The following is a 24840-nucleotide window of genomic DNA, read 5'->3' on the forward strand; positions in this document are numbered from 1 at the left end:
CCTGTCGGGCTACGCCCGACAGGCTCCCGACCATGCTGAACTTCTCACCTTGATTGACGCGCTCCTCCGCATTGACACTAGACAAATTTCGGCATTCGGGTCAAAAATGACCCGTCGCTAGCAGCCGTGGCCTCAAAGGCCGGCCCTCGGCATCGCTCGCAGCTGTGCGCTGTACACGGAGTCGAACCCCGTGACGGCCCTCATGGACTTGCGCACAGCATCAAGGATGCTTGGCAAGGTATTGTCAAGTCGAGCATGCCGGTGCTCCGCATGCAGGTACTGAACGTTGCAGCAGGGCTTGTACTGAAGAAGCACCTGCTTTTCGACCATCGACACGTCAATCTTTACCCCGGCCTTCGGCTTAGCAGTCGGCATGAGGACAAGACTAAAAGTAATGTCGTCGAGCACGCACTCCGGCGTCGCAGCACCAAACAGGTCCCAGTTCTCACTGGCAAAACGCAAACGATTGGACGTCGTGTTGTGCCCGCTGTCGCGAAACCGTTGACGGTCGTGAGTGTAGGTAGCCTGCAGGACCTGCCTAAGGTTCGGATGTTCTACAGCCTCCATCAACTTCGCCAAGCGCCGTTCAGGAATTCTTCCGCCGAAGCCAATGTTGTAGCCCCTCGCGGTAATCGTCTGCAGATGCCTGCACCACCGGTCCCTGATGATTTTTCCATCGCTTGGCTGGTACTTCCCGAGGTAGACCACCTCGAGACCTTTTGAAATGAGATAGATGCCAGTCCCAGAAATTGCGATTTTCTGTTCCCTGTTAAGACGCTCACTTTTAAAAAGAAGGTTGAACGGAGATGACATTGGCCAACTCGTATCGTGAGACTTTATCTGCTCAACTCGAATGTAGCTGCGGAGGTCGAATGTCAGATTAGTCATTGTTTTTCAATCGAGTTTACAAGTATGGAGAGCCGAACCATCTAATCTTTTATCCATGAGCCAGAATTTAAATGCACCGTTTATGCGCCCGGCAATTCCGATAACGGCGTGGCTAGGAAAGCCAATCATTGAGAAAAGGCGTCTCGACGAATGGGCAAAATCGAAAGTCCTGCGCGAACTGCACATTCGTTTAGGGCCTGCTACGAATTATTAGTTGTCGGTGTGCAAAGAGTCTGCGGATTGCTTGATCTTGCACCTTCGTCGACGGGGTGGGAAATCGCACGAACGGGACCATTGCAACGCACGTATCACGAATACAGTCCCGGCGCCCTCAGCACGAACGATGTGCCACTGTGTCGCCCGCACTAGCCATCCAGAAGATTTGCAGCAACTCCACTTGGGTTCTCGAGGAGTGAACTTAGGCGTTGTCTGTTTAGCTGCCCTCGACCTGGCTGTTGATTCGCTTGAAGGCTGATCGTTTGGCGAGGTAGAACGGGAAGCCGACGAAGAACCAACCCACGCGCCAAGATTTCCAACACCTTGAATTTGGCCTTTCTTTACGCCGATTGTTTTAGCGTCTACGAGAACCCAAATGCTAGAAACAACGACCACAATCAACATGAGTTCTGACATGCAAGTTCCCTGTCTCGACTGTTGAATTCACGCTTGCTACCGTTCGCGCACTTGGCTGCACGTTCAGGAATCTTTGAATCCGCCAGTACCGTTTTGTCCCTGCGCAACATGCGCACCCCTTAGGGCCGACGCTTAAATATTACATGTCATTTTGGCAAGTAACAAGCTGTTTTTGGACTGGTCTTGTTGTTCGCATTCACACTGTGGGAAATCGCGCGAATCTTTCGAAGAGCAGCAGCGCAGCGCGCAACGCGTAAAGCACGATCACAGTGCCCAGCAGATCTCCGATAAACATGGGGATCAGCCCGATGAAAAGATTGGAGGTGATGCCCACAAGCCAGAAGAACACGTTGTGCGGAATCACATTGCAGAGGGCACCTACCACCGCGAAGACGGTAAGCTGCGCCGTCGTGAGGCCTTGAAGATTGAGTCCCACTTTCAACCACCGCATCGTGAGATAGACCGCGACCAATGGCCCTGTCGCGGAGAGCGTGGCGACAGCAATCGACTCGAGCGCGTTGCCACCGAACATGGGCCCATTTGTGATGAGGGTTCCAACCCACAGGCCCATCGCCCCCTGTCGTCCCAACAGCATCACGCCAAGCAGACGGACTGCGGCTGGCAGAAAAATCCAATCGATGACGAATGGTGTCCAGTGGAAGTGACCGAAAACCCAACTGTTGAGCCGAAACAGCAGTATCCAAGCGGCCGCTGTGGCGGAAATCCGTACCAACGCGGTCCCCTGCCACATAGTGCTACGTTGTCCGGGCGCGTGTGGCCATATCCAAACACTGGCCCAGCTTCGCAAAGTAGGTCGTTGCCAAGTCTGTCGGCATCACGTACTTGATGCGGTTGTCGTCCTCATCCTCGCGAAACTTGATCAGGCCTTTCTGTCGCAACGTCTTCAACCGGCGGTGCACGGTGGTTGGAGACGTGTCTGCCCCCAGTTCCATCGCCTCCAAGACAGTGACCTTGGCACCTGTCGCCCACGTTGCGGCCAGTCCGTTCAGCACACGCTCTTCGACCGCATCCAATGCTGGAAAGGTCGGCAACCCCTTGATCGCGCTGACCAGGTTCAGGAACCGCAGGTATTTTTGCGATAGATCGTCAGTTTTGGCCATGAGTGTCCACGCCGTGTTCGGCAACTGTTCCCACTTTAGCAATTATTGTGATCGGACGTGTTTTTTGACGAAGCCATCTGTCGGTGGAGCGGTTGTGGCCGTCATGGCTTCTACCTCTTCGCTGGACTCTTGACGGCTCATCGCAGAACGTTCCCGATTCTTGCCGATATGGGAACTGTGAAACACCGAATAGGGCTGAGGACGGGACGTTCGACAACGATGAAAGCGCATCGCCCAGAGCTTTTGCGTGCTACGTACCCCGAATAGCCGGACGCCCTAGCCAGAACGATCACGCTGCCAACAACACGCGAAACAATCGCTGGTTTTGAGGCAGCCACGTAAGCGACCAGTTATCCCACCTTGAGATTGACCCGTGAGGCAGAGACGATGGTGTCCATCTAACTGAACTGACCCCCGAAGGTTGGACGGTTAATTTTTAGATCGTGACGAATCTCTTGCGATAGTCCACCGGACTCAAGCCCCTCAGTTTCAGCTTGATGCGATCGTGGTTGTAGTAGCGAATGTAGTCATCTATTCCGGTCTCCATTTCTTCGAGACTGCTGAACTTGTTAAGCTGGAGCGATGATCGACCGAGGTCCGGCTTAAGAAACAATTAAGTCCCAGTTAACGCTCAAGGCGTCTGCAAATTTTCCTGATCTTCAGCAGCACCTGCTCAGCGGTTTAATTGGAATTCTGGCTTGGTCGCGCTTAGGTAGGCAAGTCGGACGGTCGCCTTGCTATTGCCGGCTTCGATCACCGGACGGAGGATAGCTTCGATGCAAGCGCTTTCGCCCGGCGAAAACCTCTCGGCAAGGATGACCCCGGCAGGCGGAGACAAAGGGTGCGGCGAGCTACGCAAAAATGACTCCCAGCTGATTGCGGGCACGGCACGCATGTCAAAGTGGAGTTCCATGTGAAGCCCTACGAATCCACACGCATCGAAGAGCTTCCATAGATCACGCTCGGAGTAGTTCATCAGCGCATTGACCTGGAGCTTCTCCAGTGTGTCGGGCCATTGCGCCGCTCTCCAGCGCAGCAAAAGGGGCAGCGGGGAGGAACCAGCCTCTGCATGGCGCGCCAGCCAGTCCGTCGCAAATACCAGCTCAAGGACCTCGTCCTGAAATATGGGCTCCGCAATGGATATCTGGCCCCCAGGTTTTAGCACCCGAAAGAACTCGTCTAGTGCACCAGATTTATTAGAAACATAGGCCAGTGCGGCGCGACTGGTCACCACGTCAATCGATCCGCTGGGTATGTCGGTGAGCGCATCCGCACTCCGCAGCAGAAAGGAACACTGCTCAGCTACACCAGTCTGTAAAGCTTTGTCCTTGGCATAGCGAAGAAGCTTTGGAGAAATGTCGGTGAACACCGCATGCAGTGCGGATCCGACGCGTTCGATGGCACGAAATGCCACTGCACCCTCTCCAGTGCCCACGTCCAACAGCGTCATGTCTGAACGCCACGATATCGCATCCAGTAGACGATTCACATACTCGACCACCTCTCCTTGAACAATCTGCTGCAATGCGGCGTCATCGCCATGTCGAGAATGCCGAAGCCACTGGTACCACGGATCGTAGTCATCTGACATAGGGGGAAAAGCAGAGTGTGGAGCTGTCATGCTGCGCCTACCTTTGGAAAGAGGCATGTTTTGCCCGTAACCGTTCTGACTTGCGCGGCGAATAGATCAGTGGGACTGGGTCGAAATGAGAGGACATAAGCGGTAAAACGACATTCCAACTCCGACCCCGTCATTCGCGTAAGTACCGGGTGCCGCTGGCCATTGATCTGCTCATCACGAGACGGTGGCAGCGAGCGGCCGTTCTTGGAGTGATGCCGGTCGAGACCGCAGGGGCTGAAAGATGTGGTAAAGCGCCGGCATGAAGAACAGCACCAATGGCAATTGCACGACGAGTCCCGAAATAATTGCAATGGCTAGGGGTTGCTGCATTTCAGAGCCGGCTCCGATCGCAAGCGCAAGTGGCATAAGTGTCAAGATGGCTGCGAGCGTTGTCATGGCGATAGGACGCGCGCGGAATTGGCCGGCCGCGACGAGGCTGCGGCGATGACTCCAGCCTTGGTCGATGCGCTCTTGCTGCTCGGAAAAGTAGAAAATTCCCACTTCTGTCACTATTCCGATGATCATGGTCATCCCCATCATGGCGGAGATGTTGAGTTCAGTGCCGGTTATCCAAAGGCCGATAAAGACGGCAGAGACAGACACCAGGGAAGTAATGAGGATCGAAAGGGTGAGAGTGAAACTTTCAAACAGAAAGAGCAGTAGGAGAAAGACCAGCGCTGTGGCCGCGGCAAAGACCTGCATCAGACCTTTGAATGCCACCTGCTGCTGCTGGTACAGGCCGCCGAGTTCGTAGTAGGCCCCCACGGGGAGAATGTTGGCCTCGAGCATTGCGGTCTTGACGTCGGCGACGGCCGAGCCGAGGTCTCGTCCCTCGATGCGTCCAGTGACAGCGACCATGGCTTTCAGGTTTTCGCGTGCGATCTGTGCCTGGCCGATTTGCGTCTCGAACGCGGCAATCCGGCCAAGAGGCACCATGTGACCATCCGGCGCCCTGATGGGCAATTGCGCAAGTTGGTCATCTGTTGTGCGTTGCTCCGCCGGAATCCACAGACGCACGTCGGTGATGTTGGAACCGCGTGCAAACGACGTTGTCACGGCACCCGTCAGGTAGGTTTGAAGCGTCTTGCCGACTGCATCGGGATCGAGCCCCTCTGCTGCGGCCTTGGTGCGGTCGACAGTGACGTTGATCGCGTCGCCTGCTGGATTGATGCCATCGCGCACGGCTACCAGGCCTGGGATTTTTGCCACGCGTGCAGCAACTCGCTTAGCGGTCTGTTCAAGGGCCGCCCTGTCTACTCCAAAGAGCTTGACCTCGACAGGCTGAGGTACCGCGGTCAGGTCACCGATCAAGTCTTCCATTAGCTGAGCAAGCTCGATGTTGAGCCCTGGGATCTGGGCCTCGAACTTTGCGCGCACGTCTTGCATGACATCCTGCACCGGTCTTCGAGGGCCGTCCTTGAGACGAACGAAGAAGTCCCCCTGGTTGCTCTCGCTCAGCCCGCCGCCCAAGCCCGTGGCCGTGCGTCTCGAATACGTATCGACTTCTGGAATCGTCATGAGCAACTCCTCCGCCTGCTTGGCGACGCGGTCTGTTTCCGTCAGCGAGGTGCCGGGAGCCATGCGAAAGTCCAGGATAAAACCGCCCTCGTCCATCGAGGGCATGAACCCTGAGCCAACACGTTGAAATGCTAGCCCACCGACCGCTATCAGCACAAAGGCGCAGAGCACTGCCCACCAGGGGCGCGCGAGGACTTTCGGCAACCAGCGTCGATAAACGATGCGAAACCGACGGGTCAAACGATCCTGCTTAGCAGCGGGGCGTGCATGCAGCAATCGTTGGGCAAGCAGGGGCACTGCCAGCCATGTCACGACGAACGAGATGGCGAGTGCGGCTGCCATAGTGAGCGACAGCGCCTTGAAGAACGCGCCTGTCACGCCGGACAGAAATGCTAGCGGCGCAAAGATCACCAGCGTCGCGGCGCTCGACCCTGCCAGCGGACGCAGGAACTCGACGGCCGCGCTGCCGATCCGGTCTGCCAGTTCCCCTTCGTTGCCTGCCTTGAACCTTTCTATGCGCCGCTCGATGTGTTCGATCATCACGATCGCGTCGTCAATGATCAAGCCCACAGCCGCGGCCATTCCACCCAGCGTCATGATGTCAAAGCTCATGCCAAGCAGATACAGCACGACGACCGTGATTGCGAGGACTGCAGGCACGACAACGACGGCGATGGCTGTGAGGCGAAGATTGCGCAGGAACACAAGCAGCACGATGGCTGCCAGGCAGACGCCAATCAGGATGGCATCGCGAACACTCGTCGCCGCAGCTGTGACAAGCTTGCTTTGGTCGTACCAGTTTGCTACGTGCACCCCCTTGGGCATCTTGGGCGCGTAGGCGGACAAGGCTGCAGACACATCGGTTGCGATTTGGACGCTGTTACTTCCGGGTTGCTGGCGGATGGACACCAGCACGGCGTCCTTGCCGTCGGCAGTCACCCGCACATATTCCGGCCGAGGCATGTTGGATATGTCGGCCACGTCGCTGACCCGCACCACGCCGTTCGAACCGCTGGCAACAACAGTCTGACGCACTTCATCCAGACCCTTGAACCGCGTGTCCGCCAGAACCAGGAACAGTTTGTAGTGGTCTTCGAGGCGGCCGGTAGCCGTCAGTACATTGCCGGCGGTCAATGCCTTAGCCAGATCATCCATAGACAAGCCGAAGTTCCCGAGCCGACGGGGGTCCGCGGTGACTCGGACTTCTTCGATCGCGCCTCCTTGCACCTGCACTGTCGCGACGCCGTTGATGCTCGAAAGGAGGGGGCCGAGTTGGTATGTCGCCAGATCGCGTAACGCTGCGGCACTGATGCTCTCCGACGTCAGGCTGTAGGCGATGATGGGAAAGATCGTGGGATCCATTCGCCGAGCGGTGATTCGTGTGCCTGCCGGCAGCCCTGTCTGGATCTGAGCCAGCGCCGCATTGACCTGAAGCGTGGCACCCACCATTTCGGTGCCCCATGCGAAATTCAGGGACACTTCGGCTGCGCCGCGGCTGGTACTTGACCGCACATTCAGTACGCCCGGAATGCTGCGCACGGCTTCTTCCACCGGGCGAGTGACCTGGAGCTCCATTTGCGTGGCTGGCCGGTCGCCCGCATCCAGGGACAGCGCGATGCGCGGGAACTGGACTGTCGGAAACAGGGAAACTGGCAGCTGTGTGGCGGAAAACGCACCGATAAAAGTCAGAAGCGCCAAAAAGAAGAGAACAGAGCGGCGGTGACCGTGCAACCACGCGGCTGTTCTCACGGCTTTTTCTCCTGCGTCTTCATGCCATCCACAATTTCGTAATTTCCCAGTGAGACGATTCGCATTTGCTCGGTGATCGGTCCGCTTACGACGATCACGTTTTGCGACTGGGACAGGCGGCGCACGTCGACCCGATGGGCCATATCGTTCATCACGGCAAACACGTAAGCGCTGCGATCGTCCGTCAAAACGGCTTGCCGAGGCAGGGCCCATCCGTCCTGGCTTCCCGTCACTATCTGAGCCTTCACTCGGGTTCCCGCCACGATCATTGGCGAGACGTCAGGCGAGAGCGTGACTTGTGCATTCACAAGCTGAGTCTTTGGGTCGAGCAGGCCTTGAAGACTGCTCACTTTGCCCTCCATGCTGAGAACGCCGGGCGCGTCCGGCCCTGGTGAACTTGATGGGTTAAGGGTCACAAGGTCACCGACATGGATTTTGGCGACGTCCGCAGGTTCGATTCCAAGCAGCGCGCGTAACCGGTCGGATCGTCCGAACTGCAAAATGGGCGCGCCGGCGGCCAGCCTGTCACCTAGAGCAGCGGTCAGGCCCATCACAACGCCGTCATATGGTGCTGTGGCTTCGGTCGCGTCACGGCCTCCTGCCAAAGCCTGCTGTGCGTCGAGCGCGCTGCGGGCATCCTGGGCCACTCGTTTGGCGGTGTCTACCTGGGATGTTGTGGCAAGCTGAAGAGCAAACAGCGCCTGCATTCTCTTGACTTCGCCCTCCGCCAAAGTCGAAGCGCTTCGCGCTTGCTCCAGGGTTGCCGCGGCAAGTGGATCCGCCGTCAGGCGCGCCAGTACCGTGCCTTTGGCTGCTCGCTGTCCGATGACGACATTCAATGCTGCGAGCTGGCCCGGCCTCGCAAAACTGATCGTTTGAGTTTGCGCGGGCGACACTTCGCCCCACGCAATGGTCGTCACAGGCGCGCGCATCTTGGCCGGCAGGGCGGTGACGACGCTTGCAACGCCGCCCGCACTGGGTACGGCTGCATCGGCTGTGGTCGTCGTCGACGGCGTTTTTGCTCGAGCCCAAAGCAATGCGGCGCCGCACAGCGCGACCAGCACGACTGCGACCGTCGTCTTGTTGAAGGTCGTACGGTTCAAAACGAAATTCCTCGGCAAGAGCGGTCGTTTTTTGAAGGGGTCATGGCGTCAAATTTCCGCTGTTCCCGGTGAGGGTCAAAAGGGCGATGCGTTGCTCCTGCAGCGCCTGTAACGCGTCGATGCGTTCGGTTTCCTTGGCCAGCGTGGCGGTCTCAAGAGTTGCAAGTGCCAGCGCATCGACGTTGTGGGCGAGTAAGGCCTCGCGCATGCGGTCTCTGGCTGAGTGCAAGGTTTGTAGTGCGCGCTCAACACCCACGAGCTGGTGTTGACTGATCGCCTGTTCACTGAGCAGCCGGTGGACATCAGTACTGCCGGAGTTGAGCCGTTGCTGGTAGTCCGCGCGCAGTTTGTCGCGCGTAGCGTCCTGAACGCGTATATCCCCGCGGCCGCCATTGAAGAGCGGCAAGCTTAGGTTGATGGAAAAGCCCCGCGTGTAAGCATTGCTGGTATCGCGTGCTCGCTGGACCCCGAAAGTGAACGCCGGAAACTGGTTGAGAAGCGCTGCGCGGTATCTGGCGTCCTGCGCTTGGTACCCAGCGCGCAATGCCCTGATGTCTGGCCGCGCCGCAAGCAGGGCAGGCAATTCGAGGTCGATTGATGTGCTTTCGATCAAAGGCAGCGCCGGGCTGTCTTGCAAGACGAGCACGGTGTCAGGTCCCAGCCCGAGCAGCGCAATCAGTTCATAGCGGCCCTGATTCGTTTGGCGTCGCAGATCGCTTACCTGCCGCTCGATGTCCTGCAACGCGGCCAGGTGAGGGGTCACCGCATCAAGGCTCAGCAGTCCCTGGGTCAGTGCACGCTGCATGCGATCGACGCGATCGGCCAGGACAGCGCGTGTCTGCGTGAGCAGAGTGTCTCTCGCTTCCGCACCTTTCAGACGTACAAACAGCATCCGTGACTGCGCAATCGTCTGCCATTCCTGCCAAGCCAAGTTCAGCTCGGCCTGCTTATCGTCACTGTCTCCGGCAGCTCTCACGGTCGAGTGCGCCAAAAGCGTATTGACCGAATAGCTCAGACCAACGAGAAATGCTGTGCTGATGCCCGGGCCTGTGATTTTCGGAAAGTCATGACTGAAATTGATCTGAGGGTCGGGCAAAAGGCCGGCAGCAAAGCTTTGTGCCTTGGAAACCCGAAGCGCCAATCGCGCTGCACGAAGATCGGGATTATTGAGGACCGCAAGCGTCGCGACCTCGGTGATGTCCAATCCGTCTGATGCATCGAATGGATGTGGCGGAAGCAATGTCGCGGTTAACGGTGACAAAGAAGGCGCGCCAACCGCGGCGACATCCAAAGGAAATTCCGGCGCATTGGGCAGCGTTTCGGCCTTGTAGAAGCTGCATCCCTGGATCGATGCGAGGGCCAGCCACAAAAGAAGTCTGCATCTCATTTGCACAGAGTTTTGACATTGGGCGCAGCGGCATGCGCGGGAATGAAAAGAGAGCAGACAGCCAGCCAGGCGACGCCTTCGAACATTGCAGTCAACACGTCACTCGCATAGTGCACGCCGAGATACACGCGACTCAGGGCCACTGCCACGATCTTGGTGAGGAATGCAGTTACAGCGTTGGCGCGTCCGCGGTCTTGCTTTTGCATTGAGAGGCGGTCAGCGATTACTGCGCCATAGACAATCGTTGCTGCCATAGTGTGTCCGCTTGGGAAACTAAGCACCCTCGACAACCCATCAAGCACTGTACCCTCGGGCCGATCACGTTGAAATATATGCTTCATGTGCAGGTTCAGCAGCATTCCGCTGGGAACCACCATAGTAGCTAGAGCTGACCAAAATCGCTCATGCGCGCGGTGGAAGTACCGGCTGAGCGTCAGCGCAAGGAGTAGCACCTCGACAGTGTTGTGTGCTTGGGTTATCAGGTTAAAAACCTGTTCAGAAGCCGACGCGCCGATAGGCGCGCATCCATATCTGAATGGAGCCGTCCAGGGCAATTGCCAACCCGTTCGCGCACACGCCAATGGCCTCGGCAGCAAAACCGATGGTGCTCAAAGTCAATACAGCAGCCGCTCCGATTCGGACCAGCTGGTCGGGCGCAAGGCGGTGAAAAACCAAATGGGTATTGATCGTATGGGCCGAAGTGCATGAAGGATCTTGATTTTCGGGATGGTGATTCTTGAAACGCCCCATCCAGCTTGGTGCACAACGGCTTATGGAATCCTTAAGAACCGAAACGCTCAACGTTCAAGTCATCCTGGATTGACCGAGCGTCATGATCAGGGTGGGCGCGCGGCGAACCAACGCATCGCGTCACCTGCAAGACGTTTTGAATCGCCTCGGGGTGATTGGTCATCGTCCGCGTTCGTCAAGTTCACCTTTAGACGCAAGTGAAGACACTTTGCCGGCCACACTGCTCGTTAAATTTGCCCTATCTGCCCCGACGAGACGATTTCATTGCGAGCCATAGTCGGCGCGACTTCCCATATTCCTCCGCACCAATCAACCCTGAGGGTGTAAAAAACAACGAACGAAACCTGAGGATCATGTGAACTCAACCCGTCGGGGCGCGACACTGCGCCAAATCCCAGCCGGCATATGGGTGCTCGGGTTCGTCAGCATGTTGATGGATATTTCCTCCGAGATGATCCACAGCTTGCTGCCGCTGTTCATGGTTTCAACCCTGGGTGCTAGCGCACTTACGGTCGGCTTGATCGAAGGGCTGGCCGAATCAATCGCGCTCATCGTCAAGATCTTCTCTGGGACACTGAGCGACTACCTCGGCAAGCGCAAGGGGCTGGCCGTATTTGGGTATGCCCTGGGCGCACTGACCAAGCCGCTGTTTGCACTCGCTCCGTCCATTGGGCTTGTGCTGACGGCCAGGCTTCTGGATCGCGTAGGCAAGGGGATACGCGGTGCGCCGCGAGACGCTTTGGTGGCCGACGTCTCGCCACCGCACCTGCGGGGCGCGGCCTTTGGCTTACGCCAGTCGCTTGACACCGTCGGGGCGTTTTTGGGCCCGCTGCTGGCCGTTACCTTGATGCTGCTCTGGGCCAACGATTTCCGAGCCGTTTTCTGGGTTGCGGTGATCCCCGGGTTGATGTCCGTCGCGCTGCTGTCATTCGGTCTTCGGGAGCCTGCGTCCAAGCCAGTCGCGAAGCGGATCAATCCGATCGGTCGCGAGAATCTCCGGCGCCTTGGCTCCTCTTACTGGTGGGTGGTGTGTATTGGCGCGGTGTTTACGCTGGCCCGGTTCAGCGAAGCGTTCCTGGTGTTGCGGGCCCATCAGAGTGGGGTGCCCGTCGCGTTGGTGCCGCTGGTGATGGTGGCGATGAATCTGGTCTACGCATTGGCCGCGTATCCGTTTGGCAAACTCTCCGACCGCATGAGCCATCGCAAGTTGCTGGCGACCGGCCTCGTTGTCTTGATCGTGGCAGATGTGGTGCTCGCGGCCAGCGATCATTGGGCCGTCGTGCTGATTGGCGTCGCGCTGTGGGGCGTTCACATGGGCATCACTCAGGGCTTGCTCGCCACGATGGTGGCGGACACTGCCCCTGCCGACTTGCGAGGCACTGCCTACGGGGTCTTCAATTTGGTCAGTGGCGTGGCTTTGCTCGTGGCCAGCGTCGTTGCCGGATTGTTGTGGGATCGATTCGGCGCGACGGTCACGTTCCATACCAGCGCCGTTTTTTGCCTTGTGGCGCTCGCGGGGCTGGCCTACCAATCGATCAGTCCAAGCAGCACGGATCCCCGCTCGAGCGTGGACACAACGCCTTGAGTCGGTTCACTGTTGCAGTGCGCCCAAGACCGATGCCATCTGCACACCGCCCGGCTGCGGAATGACACGGCAAACGGCGGTCACGCTGAATTTCCGTTGCCCTCGCTGGAGTGGCCGTGCGCACGCTTGAACATCGCGTTAAAACTCCGACATGCGTTTGAAAAACTAGGCATGGCCCTGACTTGGTGAAGGCTGCTCACCTTCCTTTTTTAGACCAGACGCGCCACCAGCGGTTCGCAGCATCAGAGCGGACCGGGCTACACGGATTTGCAATTCGTTGCATGGCCGCTTTGCTACCCGTCGTCCATGCCCAGCGACAACAACGCGGCATTGCTTAAAAACCGTGCAATCGACAGGAAATGCAGGCGGGCCAGGCGCTGTGCGCGTTCAAAATTGCTTCGTCCACAGGGTTGCCCACAGAAATGAGGAACAAAGATATTCTTCAGATTCTCTGCTTCTAGAGTTAGCTCGCCGCTGGCTTCCCTGACAGCAACCGGTGTTGCGGCCGGTCGGTAATTGACTCGGATGCTGGAGTTTCGTAGAATCAAAGACTGGCAATGGAAATCATTGCCATCATTGAGTTTGAGAGGTGATGGCATGGGTCATGCCTACCGTCGGCATCTGGGTCAAATACGCGCCGGCGCCAACAATAGTGTTTCTTCAACTCAATGCCTGCGAGAAGTGCAGAAGTCAAAAAAACCTGGTGTTTCGGAACCAAGGCTAAATGAATGAGTCCTGTTTTTATTCTGTCGAGCGAATATTCTGTGTGCGCCCTGTCGTTTCCGGGCATATTAAAGTTGCGACACACGCTCATCACTAGACTCTGCTAGAGACGCGTCTTATGACCTCCGCTGTGACATTTGAATTGCATGGATGGACTATTAGGTCTTTTGGCTAGTCAATTGCCTCGTGGTGTTCTCGTCGCGACTCATTGGCGTTGTAGCTGCTTTCAAAGTTCTTTCACCTGTCACCACCCGCTATGAAGTTTTTTCCAAGCCGCACGCCCGGCTCGCGGCGCATCGAATCAGGCGTCGTGCGCCGCTCGAAAGCCCGAAGCTTTGCGTGGGCGTTGAGTCTCTTTGCCGGTGTCGGGCTGGCCCCGCCAGCGATGGCGGCACCCGAAGAAATTCAGGTCTATCTCGACGATCTAAGCGAGCCCGGCAAGTTCGGCGTCGATGTTCACAACAACTATGTTTTTTCCGGAAACTCAAAGCCCAGCTATCCCGGTGAGCAACCACCGGCGCATGTCTATCGTCTGACGCCGGAGTTCTACTACGGGCTCACCGACACATTGGAACTCGGCCTGTACGTGTTGGGTACGCGAACCGCTGCTTCCAACACGAGCGTTGTCGGCGGCAAATTCCGGATCAAGTACATCGCCCCACACGACAAGGAGCAGGGCTTTTTCTGGGGTGCGAATCTGGAAGTCGGGCGAACTGACCTGCGGGTGTCGCCTACGCCGTGGAATGCAGAACTCAAGGGCATCTTCGGCTATCGCACCGGCCCTTGGACACTTGCCGTCAATCCCAACTTCGACTGGAGCATTTCGCGAGGCGGTGGCCCGGTCACGTTCGACGTGGATGCCAAAGTGGCCTACGCGATCGATGCCAAAACGCAGATCGGTTTTGAAACCTACAACGAACTGGGGCCGCTTCGACACCTCGATTCCTTGAGCAAAAACAGCAAGACCTTGTTTGCTGTTGTCGATCATGAATTCACCGGCTTCGACGTGAACCTAGGCATCGGCAAAGGCATCACCAAAGAGGCCGATAAATGGTTAGTCAAGCTTATTGTTGGTACCCATTTCTGAGCCCACTACTCGCTTGAGCAGCTGCAGAAGTAGCAATCCGACGAGGCTGGTCAGCGCAGTCCTAATCACAACGTTGATCGCGTTCGACCGGAATGCCTGAAGCGAAACTGAAGTATGTGGTTTCCCACGATCTCCAGTAATGCGCAACTACGGCAAACATCGTGCCGGTTTGGAGCATGACCAGCAGCAGGTTCATTTGAGGCGAAGTTGGATCGAGACCCATGATCTTCTGTGCCACGATTACATGCGCGGAACTGGAGACGGGCAGCAGTTTGGCTGCGCCTTGTATGAGAGAAATAACAATGATCTGGAGCAGGTTCGTAGGTGTGAAATCATTGTTAGGTTCGCGGCAAGACTCGGCATGGATGAACCAAAAAGTCGGGTCGTTGGTTGTTTAAACTGCGCGCCGGGTCGCTTCGGGCTGCTTGTCGCAAAAGAGCGCATTTCGTGTGGGCGCGTGGCGGCATCATCATCGACGACGCAGCGCTGCAGGGTTGGAACCACTTCCGCCGCAGACCAGGATGCGGTCAAAGGCGAACCTTGCGACGATTCAGCGTGATTGGAACTGCAGGACGTCGTTCGCGCAGCGCACATTGGCAGCGCGGGTCAGCAACTGGTCGTTCAAGTCGCCAATCTGGTTGGGATGGACGTTATGCTGGTTCGGCAATTTGGCCAGCATCTTGTCGTCTCGAACAGCGGAAAGCGCCATCAGTGCGAAAGGATTCTGCCAAGGGTGTGGGCCGGAGTCTTCGGTTCATACGTTCTTCGGTTCTCACGGGCGATATCGTCGGCCTTGGGAGCAGTCACCGTCTCTATAAGACTGTTCGTTGTTGCGGGGCCAGCTCGCTTTGCTTTTGTGATCGCAGCCAAACTTTGAGCTTCTTCAGCCTTTGTCTGTTTTCGCGACAGAACCCCGGAGTGTGCCGCCGAGCACGGATTTGATCTACCGGTCGAGGATGGGGTAGGGTGGCTAACGATGCTCTTGCAATCCGGGAGGTGCCCATAAAAGACCTCCGCTAAAGGCTACCTCCCGTCCAGGGGCGTGAGTAGCTCGTGCTGTTCAGAAAGTCCAGGAGAATCGCGAGGGTGAGCCAGATGAACGTGAACGGGGCAACGGGCAGAGCGATCTTTGAACAATAGATCTGTCGTGCGGCAAGGTGATGAGGCCAGCGAACGCGCCTATCAACAGCAACTGAGTTGCGGTATCGGGCATTGCCGAGCTGCGCCGCACGAACAAACTCTGGAACCAACTGAGATGAGATCGACCAATCACGCAGGTATTTGTTGAATGCCTCCGCGTGGCGCTGTTGACGCGATGTTGCAGTGGGCCAATCCTTTGAACGGCTACCAGAAATGAGAGGCAGGTCGTGAGAATCGGGTCTGAATCCAAAGTGGTGTCCAGACTTCGGCGTGCAGTTGGGCGCCGCGCTGGGCAACCTCTCCTAACGACGGATTTCGGATTCGTTGAAAAGCATCCGCCGGAGAACGCCGTCCCGAAGTACGTAATGGTGGTACAGGGCCGCACTGCCGTGCATACCGATCAGCGCAAGCAACGCCCACATCGCGTATCCGTGGATGTCGCCGGCGATGAAGCCCCATTCGGCCTTACGCGGCGCGAGGGCTGGGAGCGCAATAACACCGAACAGCCGCACCGACACACTATGGGCCGAAGCCGCGATCCAGCCGAGGAAGGGGCCAATCAGCAAGATTGCGTAGAAAAGGCGGTGCGTGGCGAGTGCCAGCATCCGCTCCCAAGCTGGGGCCGTCCCAGGCGCAACGGACACCGGGCGCATTCGACGGTGTATGAGCCTGACCGCCATGACCACGAGAATCGCAAGTCCAAAGTTGAAATGCAAGTTGATCATCGTATCGAGGGGCGTATCGAGCTCAATTTGAGGCAGCAGCAACGCAGTCACAAATTGGCATGCCAGCAGCGCCACCACCGTCCAGTGGAGCGCCTTGCCCGCCGCGTCGTAGGTCGCAGCCGTGGGCAACCTGTCCGAGGACAGTGGGTGGTTGCTCATTGGGAGAAACGGTACGTCGAGGAAGTTTGAAATCGCATGGCAGGTTCCCGGGTTGAAAGTTACTCACCGATGGTAGAGCGAAGATCCGATGCTTGTGGTGCACAGGCCGGAATTTTGGGTCTCCGGTCGTTACGACCTAACTGATGACGTTGCCGAACAGCGCGCCGACTCCGTACGTCACTGCCATCGCTAAGGCGCTCCAGAATGTGACGCGCACGACACCACGAACTACGCTGGCACCACCCGTCTTGGCGGCAAGGCCGCCAAGCACTGCCAGCGCCATCAACGCAGCCACGGCGACCGCAACACTCAAAGAAGGCGGTGGCATGAATGCCACGACGGCAAGCGGCAATGCTGCGCCAACCGCGTAGCTGAGTGCGGAGGCTCCGGCGGCTTGCAATGGCCGTGCTGTCGTTATCTCGTTGATTCCCAGCTCGTCTCGCGCGTGAGCGCCCAGGGCGTCGTGGTCCATCAACTGGTCGGCAACCTGTCGGGCCAAGGCGAGGCCAAGACCGCGTTTGACATAGATTGCTGCCAGCTCCCGGCGCTCAGCGGCCTCGTTCTGATGAATCTCGGCGCGCTCCTCATTCAGCGCGGCAACTTCGGTATCCGACTGCGACGAGACCGACACATATTCGCCTGTTGCCATTGACATCGCGCCCGCCACCAGGCCTGCTACAGCGGTAAGTAGCACGCTCGAATGACTTGCGTTTGCCGCGGCCACGCCTATGACAAGACTCGCTGTCGAGACGATGCCATCGTTGGCGCCAAGCACGGCTGCCCGAAGCCAGCCGATATGTTTGATTTTGTGGTTCTCTTTCATGATTCGGTCGTGCTCGGTGCGGAGTTTTTAATTCTGGATGCTCTTCGACAGAAGACCATCCCGTGATGCGAAGGTCATTTGGATTGGTAACCAATCTCATTCGCTATTCCGGGGGCGACATTCACCATGAGTTGATAGCAGACGAATTGGGGCGATGGGCACACTGAGGAGCGGCCCGCTAGGAGAAGGAGGACAAGGCCGGAGAAAGCGCGGACGCTGATGGAGCTAGCAATGCAACCAGTGACTATTGGCGTCCTTGACGCGGCACAACGTCGACCAGTACTCATTGAATTTCCGACAACAAGTCATCACGGACTCATCGGCTATGTGAAGAACGCGTTCGAAGGAGGGAGTGAATTTTTGTCTTCATACGATGCGTCGCAGGAAGGCTCGATGGCGCTTTATGCGTCGTGCGCATTGGGGACATTGATTCGTAAATAATGCAGCGTCACCGCTATCTGTCTCTGCCCTAGTCTCACCTTGGTTTCCCTCCATTTCCAAAAAGGACTCCTTGCCGTCGTGCCGCCTCATGCTTCTGAGGCCGGTCTGAATCCCGAGCGGCTGGAGGAGGCTCGCATCATTCTGGAATTTATGTATGGGGAGGTAGCTGCCTTCTGGCCCGGTTTCGTCGCACGACCTGGCCAATACGAGATGATGCAGGCCTGCTGCTGACCTTTCTGTCGGCCAAGGCAGCGGACGCCTTGAAGCGTACCGGCAATAACCTGGCGCAAGTTGATGCGGGAACGGGGACAGGCAAGACCGTTGCTTCATGTCTCGCAGCGATTGTGGCGTCCAAGCTGCTTCAAAATACGGTGATCGTTTCCACCGCCACGGTGGCCTTGCAGGAGCAGTTGTTCCACAAGGACCTGCCGCGGCTGGCCGCGATCATTCCTGACCTGCACTTCGAGTTTCACAAGGGATGCGCTCGCTATGTCTGCGAAAGCCGCTTGAACGCGGCGATCAAAAATCAGGGGCGGGGCAGTTTCTCGAGGTATGAATTCCAGGAGATGTTTTCCGGCGAGAGCGGGCAAGTAAAAGACCTCCCGCGTGACACCGCCAAAGCCCTGGTGCGGTTCAAGAGCTCAGTAAAGAGGCTGCAGTCGGGCAAGTGGGACGGTGACATCGACAGCCTGGAACAACCGCCCGAGCCGCAGGTCTGGCGCCGGGTGCAGGTCGATGCCCAAGCTTGCAATGGCGGGCAGTGCGAACATTTCAGAAGCTGCGCCTTTTTCAGGGCCGTACGTCAGGCCACCACCGCCACCTTGCAGGTCGCCAACCATGCGCTGATCCTGGCCACGCTCCAGGTTGACAGCCGTCTCATTGATGCGGGCAATACTTTGTTTGTCTTTGATGAAGCGCATCACCTGCCGACCATTGCGAGTGAACAATTCACCTACCGCGCGCGCTTGGGTGCCGGTGCCAGGCTGCTCACTAGCTTGCGGACCCTCGCCGTACGCTATTGACGCCGGTTGCCCGCGTTCAGCCGGCCAGACCCGGTCGCCTTTGCGCGGCTGTTCATGGCCTGTGCCAAGAAACTGGCGCTGCTCGAAGCCTAATGCGCCCAGATGCAGTTCGTGAGCGCCGACAAGGCCATCCACCGCTTTCCGCGGGGCCGGGTACCGGACGATTTGGTCACCGCGAGCGTAGAATCGTACTGCCCGCTCCGCCCTGTCACTGAGATGGTTGGCGGAATCGGCGCGATGCCGAAGTAGGCCAACGAAAACCAGTCCCCGAGTGAGCGCGAGGAGCAACGCCGTGCCGGTGTCGAACCGGGCGTATACCTGTCACGCCTAGGGAGGCGCCGAACATTCAGCATCGCAGCGCGAGTTGACGACATCGCAACGCGATACGCCCTCAAGATTGCCTGCTGTCACGACTTGGAGCCTTCACAGGCAAGGTTTTGACCTCTTTCGAGACCGCTTTCCGCATTCAAGACGCACCTCGGGCGCGGGTATCCAGCAGAGCGCTTCTGGCGATGACGAGATTGGCCAGACCGAACAAGCTCAACAACTGTGCCGTGTTCTTGGCCATCCCCTTGTAGCGCGCCTTCTTGTGACCAAACAGGTTCTTGACCATATGGAACGGATGTTCGACCTTGGCGCGGATGCTGGCCTTCATCTTCTCCGCACGTTCGGCCAGGAACTGGGGCTCGATGAACTCGTTGAGCTTTCTGCGCTTGCCCCGACGCATGGCAACGTGCCAGGTCGGTCCTTGCGCTTCAGCTCGCTTGCACGCCCTGGTAGCCGGCGTCACCGAAGGCCGCATGCTCTTCACCATGCAGCAATGCACCGGCGACATTGATGTCACTCACGTTGGCTGCGGTGCCCACCACCGTATGTACGAGGCCCGACTGTGCGTCCAGACCGATGTGCGCCTTCATTGCGAAGTGCCATTGCCTTGACGAGGTGGGCGTTGATCTCCTCGAACAGCGCCTTGGTGAGGTCGTTGTCCAGCAGCAGGCGCCTGAACTTGAGTAGCGTGGTGGCGTCGGGTACCGATTCGCGCGACCGGTCGATGCCCACGAAGTCGCGCAGTGCCTGGCTGTCGTACAGGGCTTCTTCCAGCGCCTCGTCGGCCAGGCCGTACCCTCGGCCAGAAACTCCTCCCGGCGCGTTCGCTTCTTCTTCAATGCGTACTCGGCGCTGGCAAAGCTGCGTTGGTTCATGTCGGGCGCCCTTTGGAATGTGGTCTTCTTGTGCATGCATGAGGCGTGCCGGGATCGATCAATTGATCAGATGGTATGGGCGCCTCCCTAATCTTGGAGGAGCGCGCCAACGCGTCATGATTGCCAATGCCGGACTGCGGCGGACGTGGTGACGGGCATCGGCACAGCTTTCTTCGGAGACTGCCGACATGCCTCTCTCAAGACGTATGTCATTCTTTTGAAGAAGCAGTGGCGCGGAGCACGACGCGGTAGGAACGCCGCAATTTAGCGCTGGCATAAATTTATGCCAGGTTTGTCGCCAGTAGACCTAGTCTTGTTTGGCGAAGGGTGGGGCTCATCCCGGGCGATTGGCGAAGCGTCTCGACAGCGAACAGCTTTCGCACTTGATACAGATCAATGCGTAGAGCAGCCTTTTGCGTAACCTCGGATACAGCTCGCATCGCCATGTCTCCTTTTTCTACCATCCATGTCAAACGCAACACGGCCTTCATGGCGTTGCTCATCTGGCTTTTTGCGTTGGCATCCGGGATGGCGAACGCCTGTTTGCTCGAGGCACCTCAGGCTCATGTCCACGCCAGATCTGAACACGCTTCCAATGAGGTTGACCGAGTTGGACCTGCCAGTGAAGTCACAAAACTCCAGTCCGTCGAACACCACCATCATGAGAATGATGACGTCTCAAAAGACGCATGCGTGAAGACCTGCGACTCAGGGTCCAACACGCCGACCAAGGTGAAAAGTAGCTTCGATTCGACAAATCAAGGTACAGCCTTTCTCGTCACAACCGCACAGCCCTTCATCACGCCGGGCCGTTCGACTCGCCGTCGGCTGGATGACACGCGTCGACCCGTCGAAGGTCCGCCCTTGAGAGTGCGCTACTCGCGACTGGCGCTTTAAAGCCGAGTCTGGCCTTGAACGTGGCACCCGTCCGGTGGTCCGCGCTAACCGCTCACGTGGAGTCGTTTCTCCAGCCACCCTGGCCATCAGCGCCTTGGCTGATGCGTAAACCAATCATGGCCGCTCGATGTTTTCCCTTGAGCATGTCTGCGCGCGAATGTTTCACCATCGCAACTGGAATCGAAATGAAGAAACTCGCGTATTCGATATTGCTTGCTCTGGTCAATGTCGCCACCGCCGGATGCAGCACTGCCGCTCCAGACCACAGCACAGCAGTCGATCAGGGAGTTGCCTCGCTGCCCCAAGCGGGACCCGGCCCAGGTAAGTCGCACATTGCTCGCATGGACGCGCAGATGAAATCGATGGACGAAATGCACAAAAAGATGATGACAGCCGCGACGCCTGCAGAGCGCAACACCCTGATGGCAGCGCACATACGGTCTATGCAACACAGCATCGACATGTTGATGTCACCCATCGCCATGGATCGGCAAACCGACGACATGCGATTGCGTCATAAGGTGTTGGCAAAGCAGATGGAAATGATGCGCTCCACGATGCAAATCATGTTGGATTGTTTGCCCCAGTCGTGAGTCGAGCTTCTTGCCTCGAATGCCTTGTATCCAATTAACTGGAATTTTCAATGAAAAACACTCAAGCTGGAAATGGCGCAGAGCCCGCACCGTTCTGGCAGTCACGTTACGCCATTGGATTGGTGGTGATGGGCGCCATCGCCACCTACTTTCTGCTGAGCGAGCACCGGGCGCACTTTCTCGGTTTTCTCCCGCTCTTGCTGCTGCTTTCATGTCCGCTGATGCATGTCTTCATGCACCATGGCCATAGTGGTCACGGAGAACACAAGGATGTTGTGGAGCACGACCATGATGACGCCCCGGAGGCAATTGTATCGCCGCCGGCAACTCCACTTGCCCGTCCTGGAGGTCCAGCGTGACCCACGATGGCCCCGCGTACGGGCTATGGACGCTCGTCGTCTTCAACTCCGCCATCTTCCTGATGTTCGCGTTCAGCTTTTTCAAGCCTAAGACGGGGCGTGATTGGCGAACCTTCGGTGCCTTCGCGGCATTCATCGTCACACTCTTTGTCGAGATGTACGGCTTTCCGCTCAGCATTTATCTGATGTCCGGGTGGTTGCAGTCCTGGTATCCGGGTCTCGATCTGCTGTCGCACAACAGTGGTCACCTGTGGTCGACGTTGCTGGGTGAAAAGGGTGACCCGCACTTTGGGCCACTGCACATCGCAAGCTACGTATTTCTGGGTTTTGGCTTCTATCTTTTGTCCAGTGCATGGCACGTTCTGTATCACGCCCAGCGTCGCAATGCGCTGGCCACATCTGGCCCTTACGCGCACATCCGCCACCCCCAATACGTGGCTTTCGTGCTCATTTTGCTCGGGTTCCTGTTGCAGTGGCCGACCTTGCTTACGCTGTTGATGTTTCCCTTTCTGCTGGTCATGTATGGCCGACTGGCGGTCACCGAAGAAGCAGAGATGCACATGCGCTTTGGAGCCGAGTTTGAAAGCTACGCGGTACGCACACCGCGCTTCTTGCCTCGCCTGCGCAGAGCAAGTGTCAAAAACCCTCAACAGACCTGACCCCTCAACCCACGGAGAACTCACCATGCAAACTCTTAGCTTCGACGTCACTGGCATGAGCTGCGGAGGCTGTGCGGGCAGCGTCCGGCGCGCCCTTATCAAAATGGACGGCGTCAGCCACGCCGAGGTCACCCTGAGTCCGGGCGTGGCCACAGTGGTGGTCGATCTGACCCGGACGACACCCACCCAGATCGCGTCGGCAATTACGAATCTGGGCTATCCCGCCAAGGCAAGGCCAGCAACGCACGGCGAGCAGGCCACGCCATGAGCAGGAGGAAGCACAAGCACTGCGACGAGGTGCGCGAAGTGGTGGCCGCTGCAGGTGGTGTCGCGTCGGCTGCGCCTGCGTCAACGACAGGCTCGGCCCCGGCTCCCATCTCACACGAGGACTACGAAGCTCAACTCCACATGCTGCAGGTCGAGCTGGTCAAGCTGCAACGACACTTCATCGGTTGTGGCGACAAGATTCTGGTCATCCTTGAAGGCCGCGATGCCGCCGGCAAGGATGGCGGCATCAAGCGTGTGGTCGAGTACCTGAGCCCACGCGACACGCGCGTCGTCGCGCTGGGCAAACCCTCTGACCGGGAACAACGTGGCTGGTACTTCCAGCGCTATGTCGCTCAGCTTCCGGTGGCCGAAGAGTTCGTTCTCTTCAATCGCAGTTGGTACAACCGCGCCGGCGTCGAGCATGTGATGGGCTTCTGCTCGAAGGAGGAGCACGAGGAGTTCATGAGCTCGGTGCCGAAGTTCGAGGAGATGCTCGTCAACTCGGGCATCAAGCTGCTGAAGTATTACCTCGATGTCAGCAAGGACGAGCAGACGCGGCGTCTCGCGGAACGCAAGCGCGATCCGCTCAAGCAGTGGAAGAGCAGCCCGATCGATGCGGTGGCCGTCAAGCATTGGAAGGCGTACTCCGAGGCACGCGACACGATGCTGCTGCGGACGCACTCCGCTGTCGCGCCTTGGCACATCGTGCGCGCCGACGACAAACGCCTCGCGCGTTTGAACCTGATGCGCGACATCCTGTCGCGGCTGCACTACGCAGGCAAGAAGGCTAAGCTCGTGCAGCCCGACCCGGACGTGGCCTTCGAGTTCACGCCGGACTGCATCGCTGCCAAGCGGCTGGCGCGCTGAGCGTCGACAAACTGGCGCACACCATGCAAAAAAGCAGCATCGACACGCGCAAACGGGGTAACTCCGTGGCCGCTGAGCGGTCGCAGGCGAGGCTCGCCAGTACCCGCTATCCCGACGAAACCGAAACCAGCGTCGATGCCGAATTGCAGAAGTTGCAGCGGGAGACCTTTGGCTACTTCCTGCACGAAACGAATCCCGGCAATGGCCTGGTGTATGACAAGACCGCGCCGGATTGGCCTGCGAGCATCGCCGCCACCGGCTTGGCGCTGGCTTGCTACCCGGTGAGTGTGGAACGGGGCTTCATGACCCGGGCCGCGGCCGTGGAGCGGACCCTGACGACGCTGCGCTTCTTCTGGAACAGCGCGCAGGGGCCCGAACCGGACGCCACAGGCTACCAAGGCTTCTACTACCACTTCCTCGACATGCAGACGGGCAGGCGGGCCTGGCAGTGTGAGCTGTCCACCGTCGACACCGCGTTCTTGCTGGCTGGAGCGCTGACGGCCGCCATGTACTTCGACCGCGACAGCGCCGAAGAGAACGAGATCCGCACGCTCGGCGACGCGCTCTATCGCCGCACCAACTGGGCATGGGCACAAGACGGCGGTGCCACAGTCACCCATGGCTGGAAACCGGAGAGCGGCTTCCTGCCGTACCGATGGGAAGGCTACGACGAGGCGCTCCTGCTGTACGTGTTGGGGCTGGGCTCGCCAACGCATCCTTTGCCCCCGCAGAGCTACACGGCGTGGGCCTCGACCTACCACTGGGCGGAAGATGACGACCCGGCAAACGGGCAAGGCTACCTGTACTCGGGGTCCCTGTTCACGCACCAGCTCTCGCATGTCTGGATCGACTTTCGGGGCATCCAGGACGCCTTCATGGTTGAGAAGGGCCTCGACTATTTCGAAAACAGCCGCCGCGCCACGTACGCGCAGCGACGGTACGCGATCCTGAACCCGCAAAAGTTCGAAGAGTACGGCGACCACTGCTGGGGCATCACCGCGAGCGAAGGGCCCGGCCCCAGCACGCTGACGCTGAACGGAATCGAACGCCAGTTCTTCGGCTACCTGGCGCGCGGCGTGCCCTGCGGGCCCGACGACGGCACCCTGGCGCCTTGGGCGGTCGTCGCCTCTCTGCCGTTCGCGCCCGAGATCGTGCTGCCAACCTTGGCCAACTGCATCCACCAGGCCAAGCTGACCCAATTTAATTCATACGGCTTCAAAGCGGCCTTCAACCCGTCGCATCCAGGTGAACCTGACAACCCCCAATGGGTGGTGGGTGTCACCCTGGCATTTCGGGCTCAACCAGGGACCGATCGTTTTGATGATCGAGAACCATCGGTCGGGCTTTTTGTGGCAGTTGATGCGAGCTTGCCCGTACATCGTTGCCGGCTTGCGGCGGGCGGGGTTCACAAGCGGCTGGCTTCCAACCAGAAGCCAACGCCAGATTGGCACCTGACCCAGCCATTTTCAATGGGTCACGACATCAGTACAGGAGAAGTTCATGACGACAGCAAATCTTTCA

24 protein-coding genes and 3 pseudogenes are annotated in these 24840 nt (G+C 58.2%); 11 read left to right on the forward strand and 16 right to left on the reverse strand.

Going from position 1 to position 24840, the window contains the following annotated elements; genetic code table 11:
• Positions 1-132: 132 nt before the first annotated feature.
• The 10 genes and pseudogenes from QN397_RS17185 to QN397_RS17230 form a co-directional block, all read right to left on the reverse strand.
• Positions 133-813 carry a hypothetical protein gene (locus QN397_RS17185; protein ID WP_323501490.1) on the reverse strand — a complete coding sequence of 227 codons (681 nt, stop codon included), beginning with the start codon at positions 811-813 and terminating at the stop codon, positions 133-135.
• A gap of 904 nt (positions 814-1717) precedes the next feature.
• Positions 1718-2053, reverse strand: a complete 336-nt coding sequence (locus tag QN397_RS17190) for a hypothetical protein (RefSeq protein WP_323501491.1) — start codon at positions 2051-2053, stop codon at positions 1718-1720.
• Positions 2054-2276: 223 nt separating this feature from the next.
• On the reverse strand, positions 2277-2642 hold the full coding sequence (locus QN397_RS17195; RefSeq protein WP_323501492.1) for a winged helix-turn-helix domain-containing protein: 366 nt from the start codon (positions 2640-2642) through the stop codon (positions 2277-2279).
• Positions 2643-3078: 436 nt separating this feature from the next.
• Positions 3079-3216 (reverse strand): annotated as a pseudogene (locus QN397_RS17200) (IS3 family transposase); the annotation flags it as partial.
• Positions 3217-3315: 99 nt separating this feature from the next.
• Positions 3316-4233, reverse strand: a complete 918-nt coding sequence (locus QN397_RS17205) for a class I SAM-dependent methyltransferase (RefSeq protein WP_323501493.1) — start codon at positions 4231-4233, stop codon at positions 3316-3318.
• A 204-nt stretch (positions 4234-4437) separates the two neighbouring features.
• A complete protein-coding gene (locus tag QN397_RS17210) occupies positions 4438-7530 on the reverse strand; it encodes an efflux RND transporter permease subunit (RefSeq protein WP_323501494.1) in 3093 nt (1030 codons plus the stop codon).
• Positions 7527-8633: an efflux RND transporter periplasmic adaptor subunit gene (locus QN397_RS17215; RefSeq protein WP_323501495.1), complete on the reverse strand. Its 1107-nt coding sequence runs from the start codon at positions 8631-8633 to the stop codon at positions 7527-7529. The genes QN397_RS17210 and QN397_RS17215 overlap by 4 nt, the downstream gene beginning before the upstream one ends.
• A gap of 40 nt (positions 8634-8673) precedes the next feature.
• Entirely contained in the window at positions 8674-10002 is a 1329-nt protein-coding gene (locus tag QN397_RS17220) for a TolC family protein (RefSeq protein WP_323499154.1), read from the reverse strand.
• A 14-nt stretch (positions 10003-10016) separates the two neighbouring features.
• Positions 10017-10397, reverse strand: a complete 381-nt coding sequence (locus QN397_RS17225) for a phosphatase PAP2 family protein (protein ID WP_323499155.1) — start codon at positions 10395-10397, stop codon at positions 10017-10019.
• A gap of 118 nt (positions 10398-10515) precedes the next feature.
• Entirely contained in the window at positions 10516-10770 is a 255-nt protein-coding gene (locus tag QN397_RS17230; RefSeq protein ID WP_323501496.1) for a hypothetical protein, read from the reverse strand.
• Between the two features lie 427 nt (positions 10771-11197).
• Between QN397_RS17230 and QN397_RS17235 the strand changes: the two genes are divergently transcribed.
• Positions 11198-12355 carry an MFS transporter gene (locus QN397_RS17235; protein WP_323499157.1) on the forward strand — a complete coding sequence of 386 codons (1158 nt, stop codon included), beginning with the start codon at positions 11198-11200 and terminating at the stop codon, positions 12353-12355.
• Between the two features lie 293 nt (positions 12356-12648).
• On the opposite strand, the gene QN397_RS17240 is transcribed toward QN397_RS17235, so the two are convergent.
• Entirely contained in the window at positions 12649-12954 is a 306-nt protein-coding gene (locus QN397_RS17240) for a hypothetical protein (RefSeq protein WP_323501497.1), read from the reverse strand.
• 380 nt (positions 12955-13334) lie between these two features.
• On the opposite strand from QN397_RS17240, the gene QN397_RS17245 reads away from it, so the two are divergent.
• Positions 13335-14165 (forward strand): hypothetical protein, encoded by an 831-nt coding sequence (locus tag QN397_RS17245; protein ID WP_323501498.1) that lies wholly within the window; start codon positions 13335-13337, stop codon positions 14163-14165.
• Positions 14166-14226: 61 nt separating this feature from the next.
• Here the strand turns inward: QN397_RS17245 and QN397_RS17250 are convergent, their stop codons facing one another.
• The 4 genes from QN397_RS17250 to QN397_RS17265 all read right to left on the reverse strand — a co-directional run bounded on the left by QN397_RS17250 (position 14227) and on the right by QN397_RS17265 (position 17012).
• The gene (locus QN397_RS17250) at positions 14227-14532 is read right to left on the reverse strand and encodes an undecaprenyl-diphosphate phosphatase (RefSeq protein ID WP_323499175.1); all 306 of its coding nucleotides are present in this window, start codon (positions 14530-14532) and stop codon (positions 14227-14229) included.
• Positions 14533-14715: 183 nt separating this feature from the next.
• Positions 14716-14874: a hypothetical protein gene (locus QN397_RS17255; RefSeq protein WP_323499160.1), complete on the reverse strand. Its 159-nt coding sequence runs from the start codon at positions 14872-14874 to the stop codon at positions 14716-14718.
• Positions 14875-15607: 733 nt separating this feature from the next.
• Positions 15608-16189 (reverse strand): cytochrome b, encoded by a 582-nt coding sequence (locus tag QN397_RS17260; RefSeq protein WP_323501499.1) that lies wholly within the window; start codon positions 16187-16189, stop codon positions 15608-15610.
• A gap of 136 nt (positions 16190-16325) precedes the next feature.
• Positions 16326-17012 (reverse strand): VIT family protein, encoded by a 687-nt coding sequence (locus QN397_RS17265; RefSeq protein WP_323501500.1) that lies wholly within the window; start codon positions 17010-17012, stop codon positions 16326-16328.
• 701 nt (positions 17013-17713) lie between these two features.
• Between QN397_RS17265 and QN397_RS17270 the strand changes: the two genes are divergently transcribed.
• A complete protein-coding gene (locus tag QN397_RS17270; protein ID WP_323501501.1) occupies positions 17714-18475 on the forward strand; it encodes a Rad3-related DNA helicase-like protein in 762 nt (253 codons plus the stop codon).
• A 466-nt stretch (positions 18476-18941) separates the two neighbouring features.
• Here the strand turns inward: QN397_RS17270 and QN397_RS17275 are convergent.
• A pseudogene (locus tag QN397_RS17275) lies at positions 18942-19723 on the reverse strand (IS5 family transposase); the annotation flags it as partial.
• A gap of 398 nt (positions 19724-20121) precedes the next feature.
• On the opposite strand from QN397_RS17275, the gene QN397_RS17280 reads away from it, so the two are divergent.
• The 8 genes and pseudogenes from QN397_RS17280 to QN397_RS17315 all read left to right on the forward strand — a co-directional run bounded on the left by QN397_RS17280 (position 20122) and on the right by QN397_RS17315 (position 24774).
• Positions 20122-20574 (forward strand): hypothetical protein, encoded by a 453-nt coding sequence (locus tag QN397_RS17280; RefSeq protein ID WP_323501502.1) that lies wholly within the window; start codon positions 20122-20124, stop codon positions 20572-20574.
• Positions 20575-20759: 185 nt separating this feature from the next.
• Positions 20760-21167, forward strand: a complete 408-nt coding sequence (locus QN397_RS17285; protein ID WP_323501503.1) for a hypothetical protein — start codon at positions 20760-20762, stop codon at positions 21165-21167.
• A gap of 128 nt (positions 21168-21295) precedes the next feature.
• Positions 21296-21526, forward strand: a complete 231-nt coding sequence (locus QN397_RS17290) for a DUF2933 domain-containing protein (RefSeq protein ID WP_416352339.1) — start codon at positions 21296-21298, stop codon at positions 21524-21526.
• Complete coding sequence (locus tag QN397_RS17295; RefSeq protein ID WP_323501505.1) at positions 21523-22185, forward strand: isoprenylcysteine carboxylmethyltransferase family protein; 663 nt, start codon at positions 21523-21525, stop codon at positions 22183-22185. Before QN397_RS17290 ends, QN397_RS17295 begins: the two co-directional genes overlap by 4 nt.
• A 25-nt stretch (positions 22186-22210) precedes the next feature.
• On the forward strand, positions 22211-22453 hold the full coding sequence (locus QN397_RS17300) for a heavy-metal-associated domain-containing protein (RefSeq protein ID WP_323501506.1): 243 nt from the start codon (positions 22211-22213) through the stop codon (positions 22451-22453).
• The gene (gene ppk2, locus QN397_RS17305) at positions 22450-23319 is read left to right on the forward strand and encodes a polyphosphate kinase 2 (RefSeq protein ID WP_323501507.1); all 870 of its coding nucleotides are present in this window, start codon (positions 22450-22452) and stop codon (positions 23317-23319) included. The genes QN397_RS17300 and ppk2 overlap by 4 nt, the downstream gene beginning before the upstream one ends.
• Positions 23320-23825: 506 nt before the next feature.
• Positions 23826-24515: pseudogene (locus QN397_RS17310) on the forward strand (glucoamylase family protein); the annotation flags it as partial.
• Positions 24516-24594: 79 nt separating this feature from the next.
• Positions 24595-24774 carry a glucoamylase family protein gene (locus QN397_RS17315; protein WP_323501533.1) on the forward strand — a complete coding sequence of 60 codons (180 nt, stop codon included), beginning with the start codon at positions 24595-24597 and terminating at the stop codon, positions 24772-24774.
• The last annotated feature ends 66 nt before the right edge of the window (positions 24775-24840 follow it).

This window comes from Variovorax sp. RTB1 (assembly GCF_035018765.1).
Taxonomy (GTDB): domain Bacteria; phylum Pseudomonadota; class Gammaproteobacteria; order Burkholderiales; family Burkholderiaceae_C; genus Variovorax.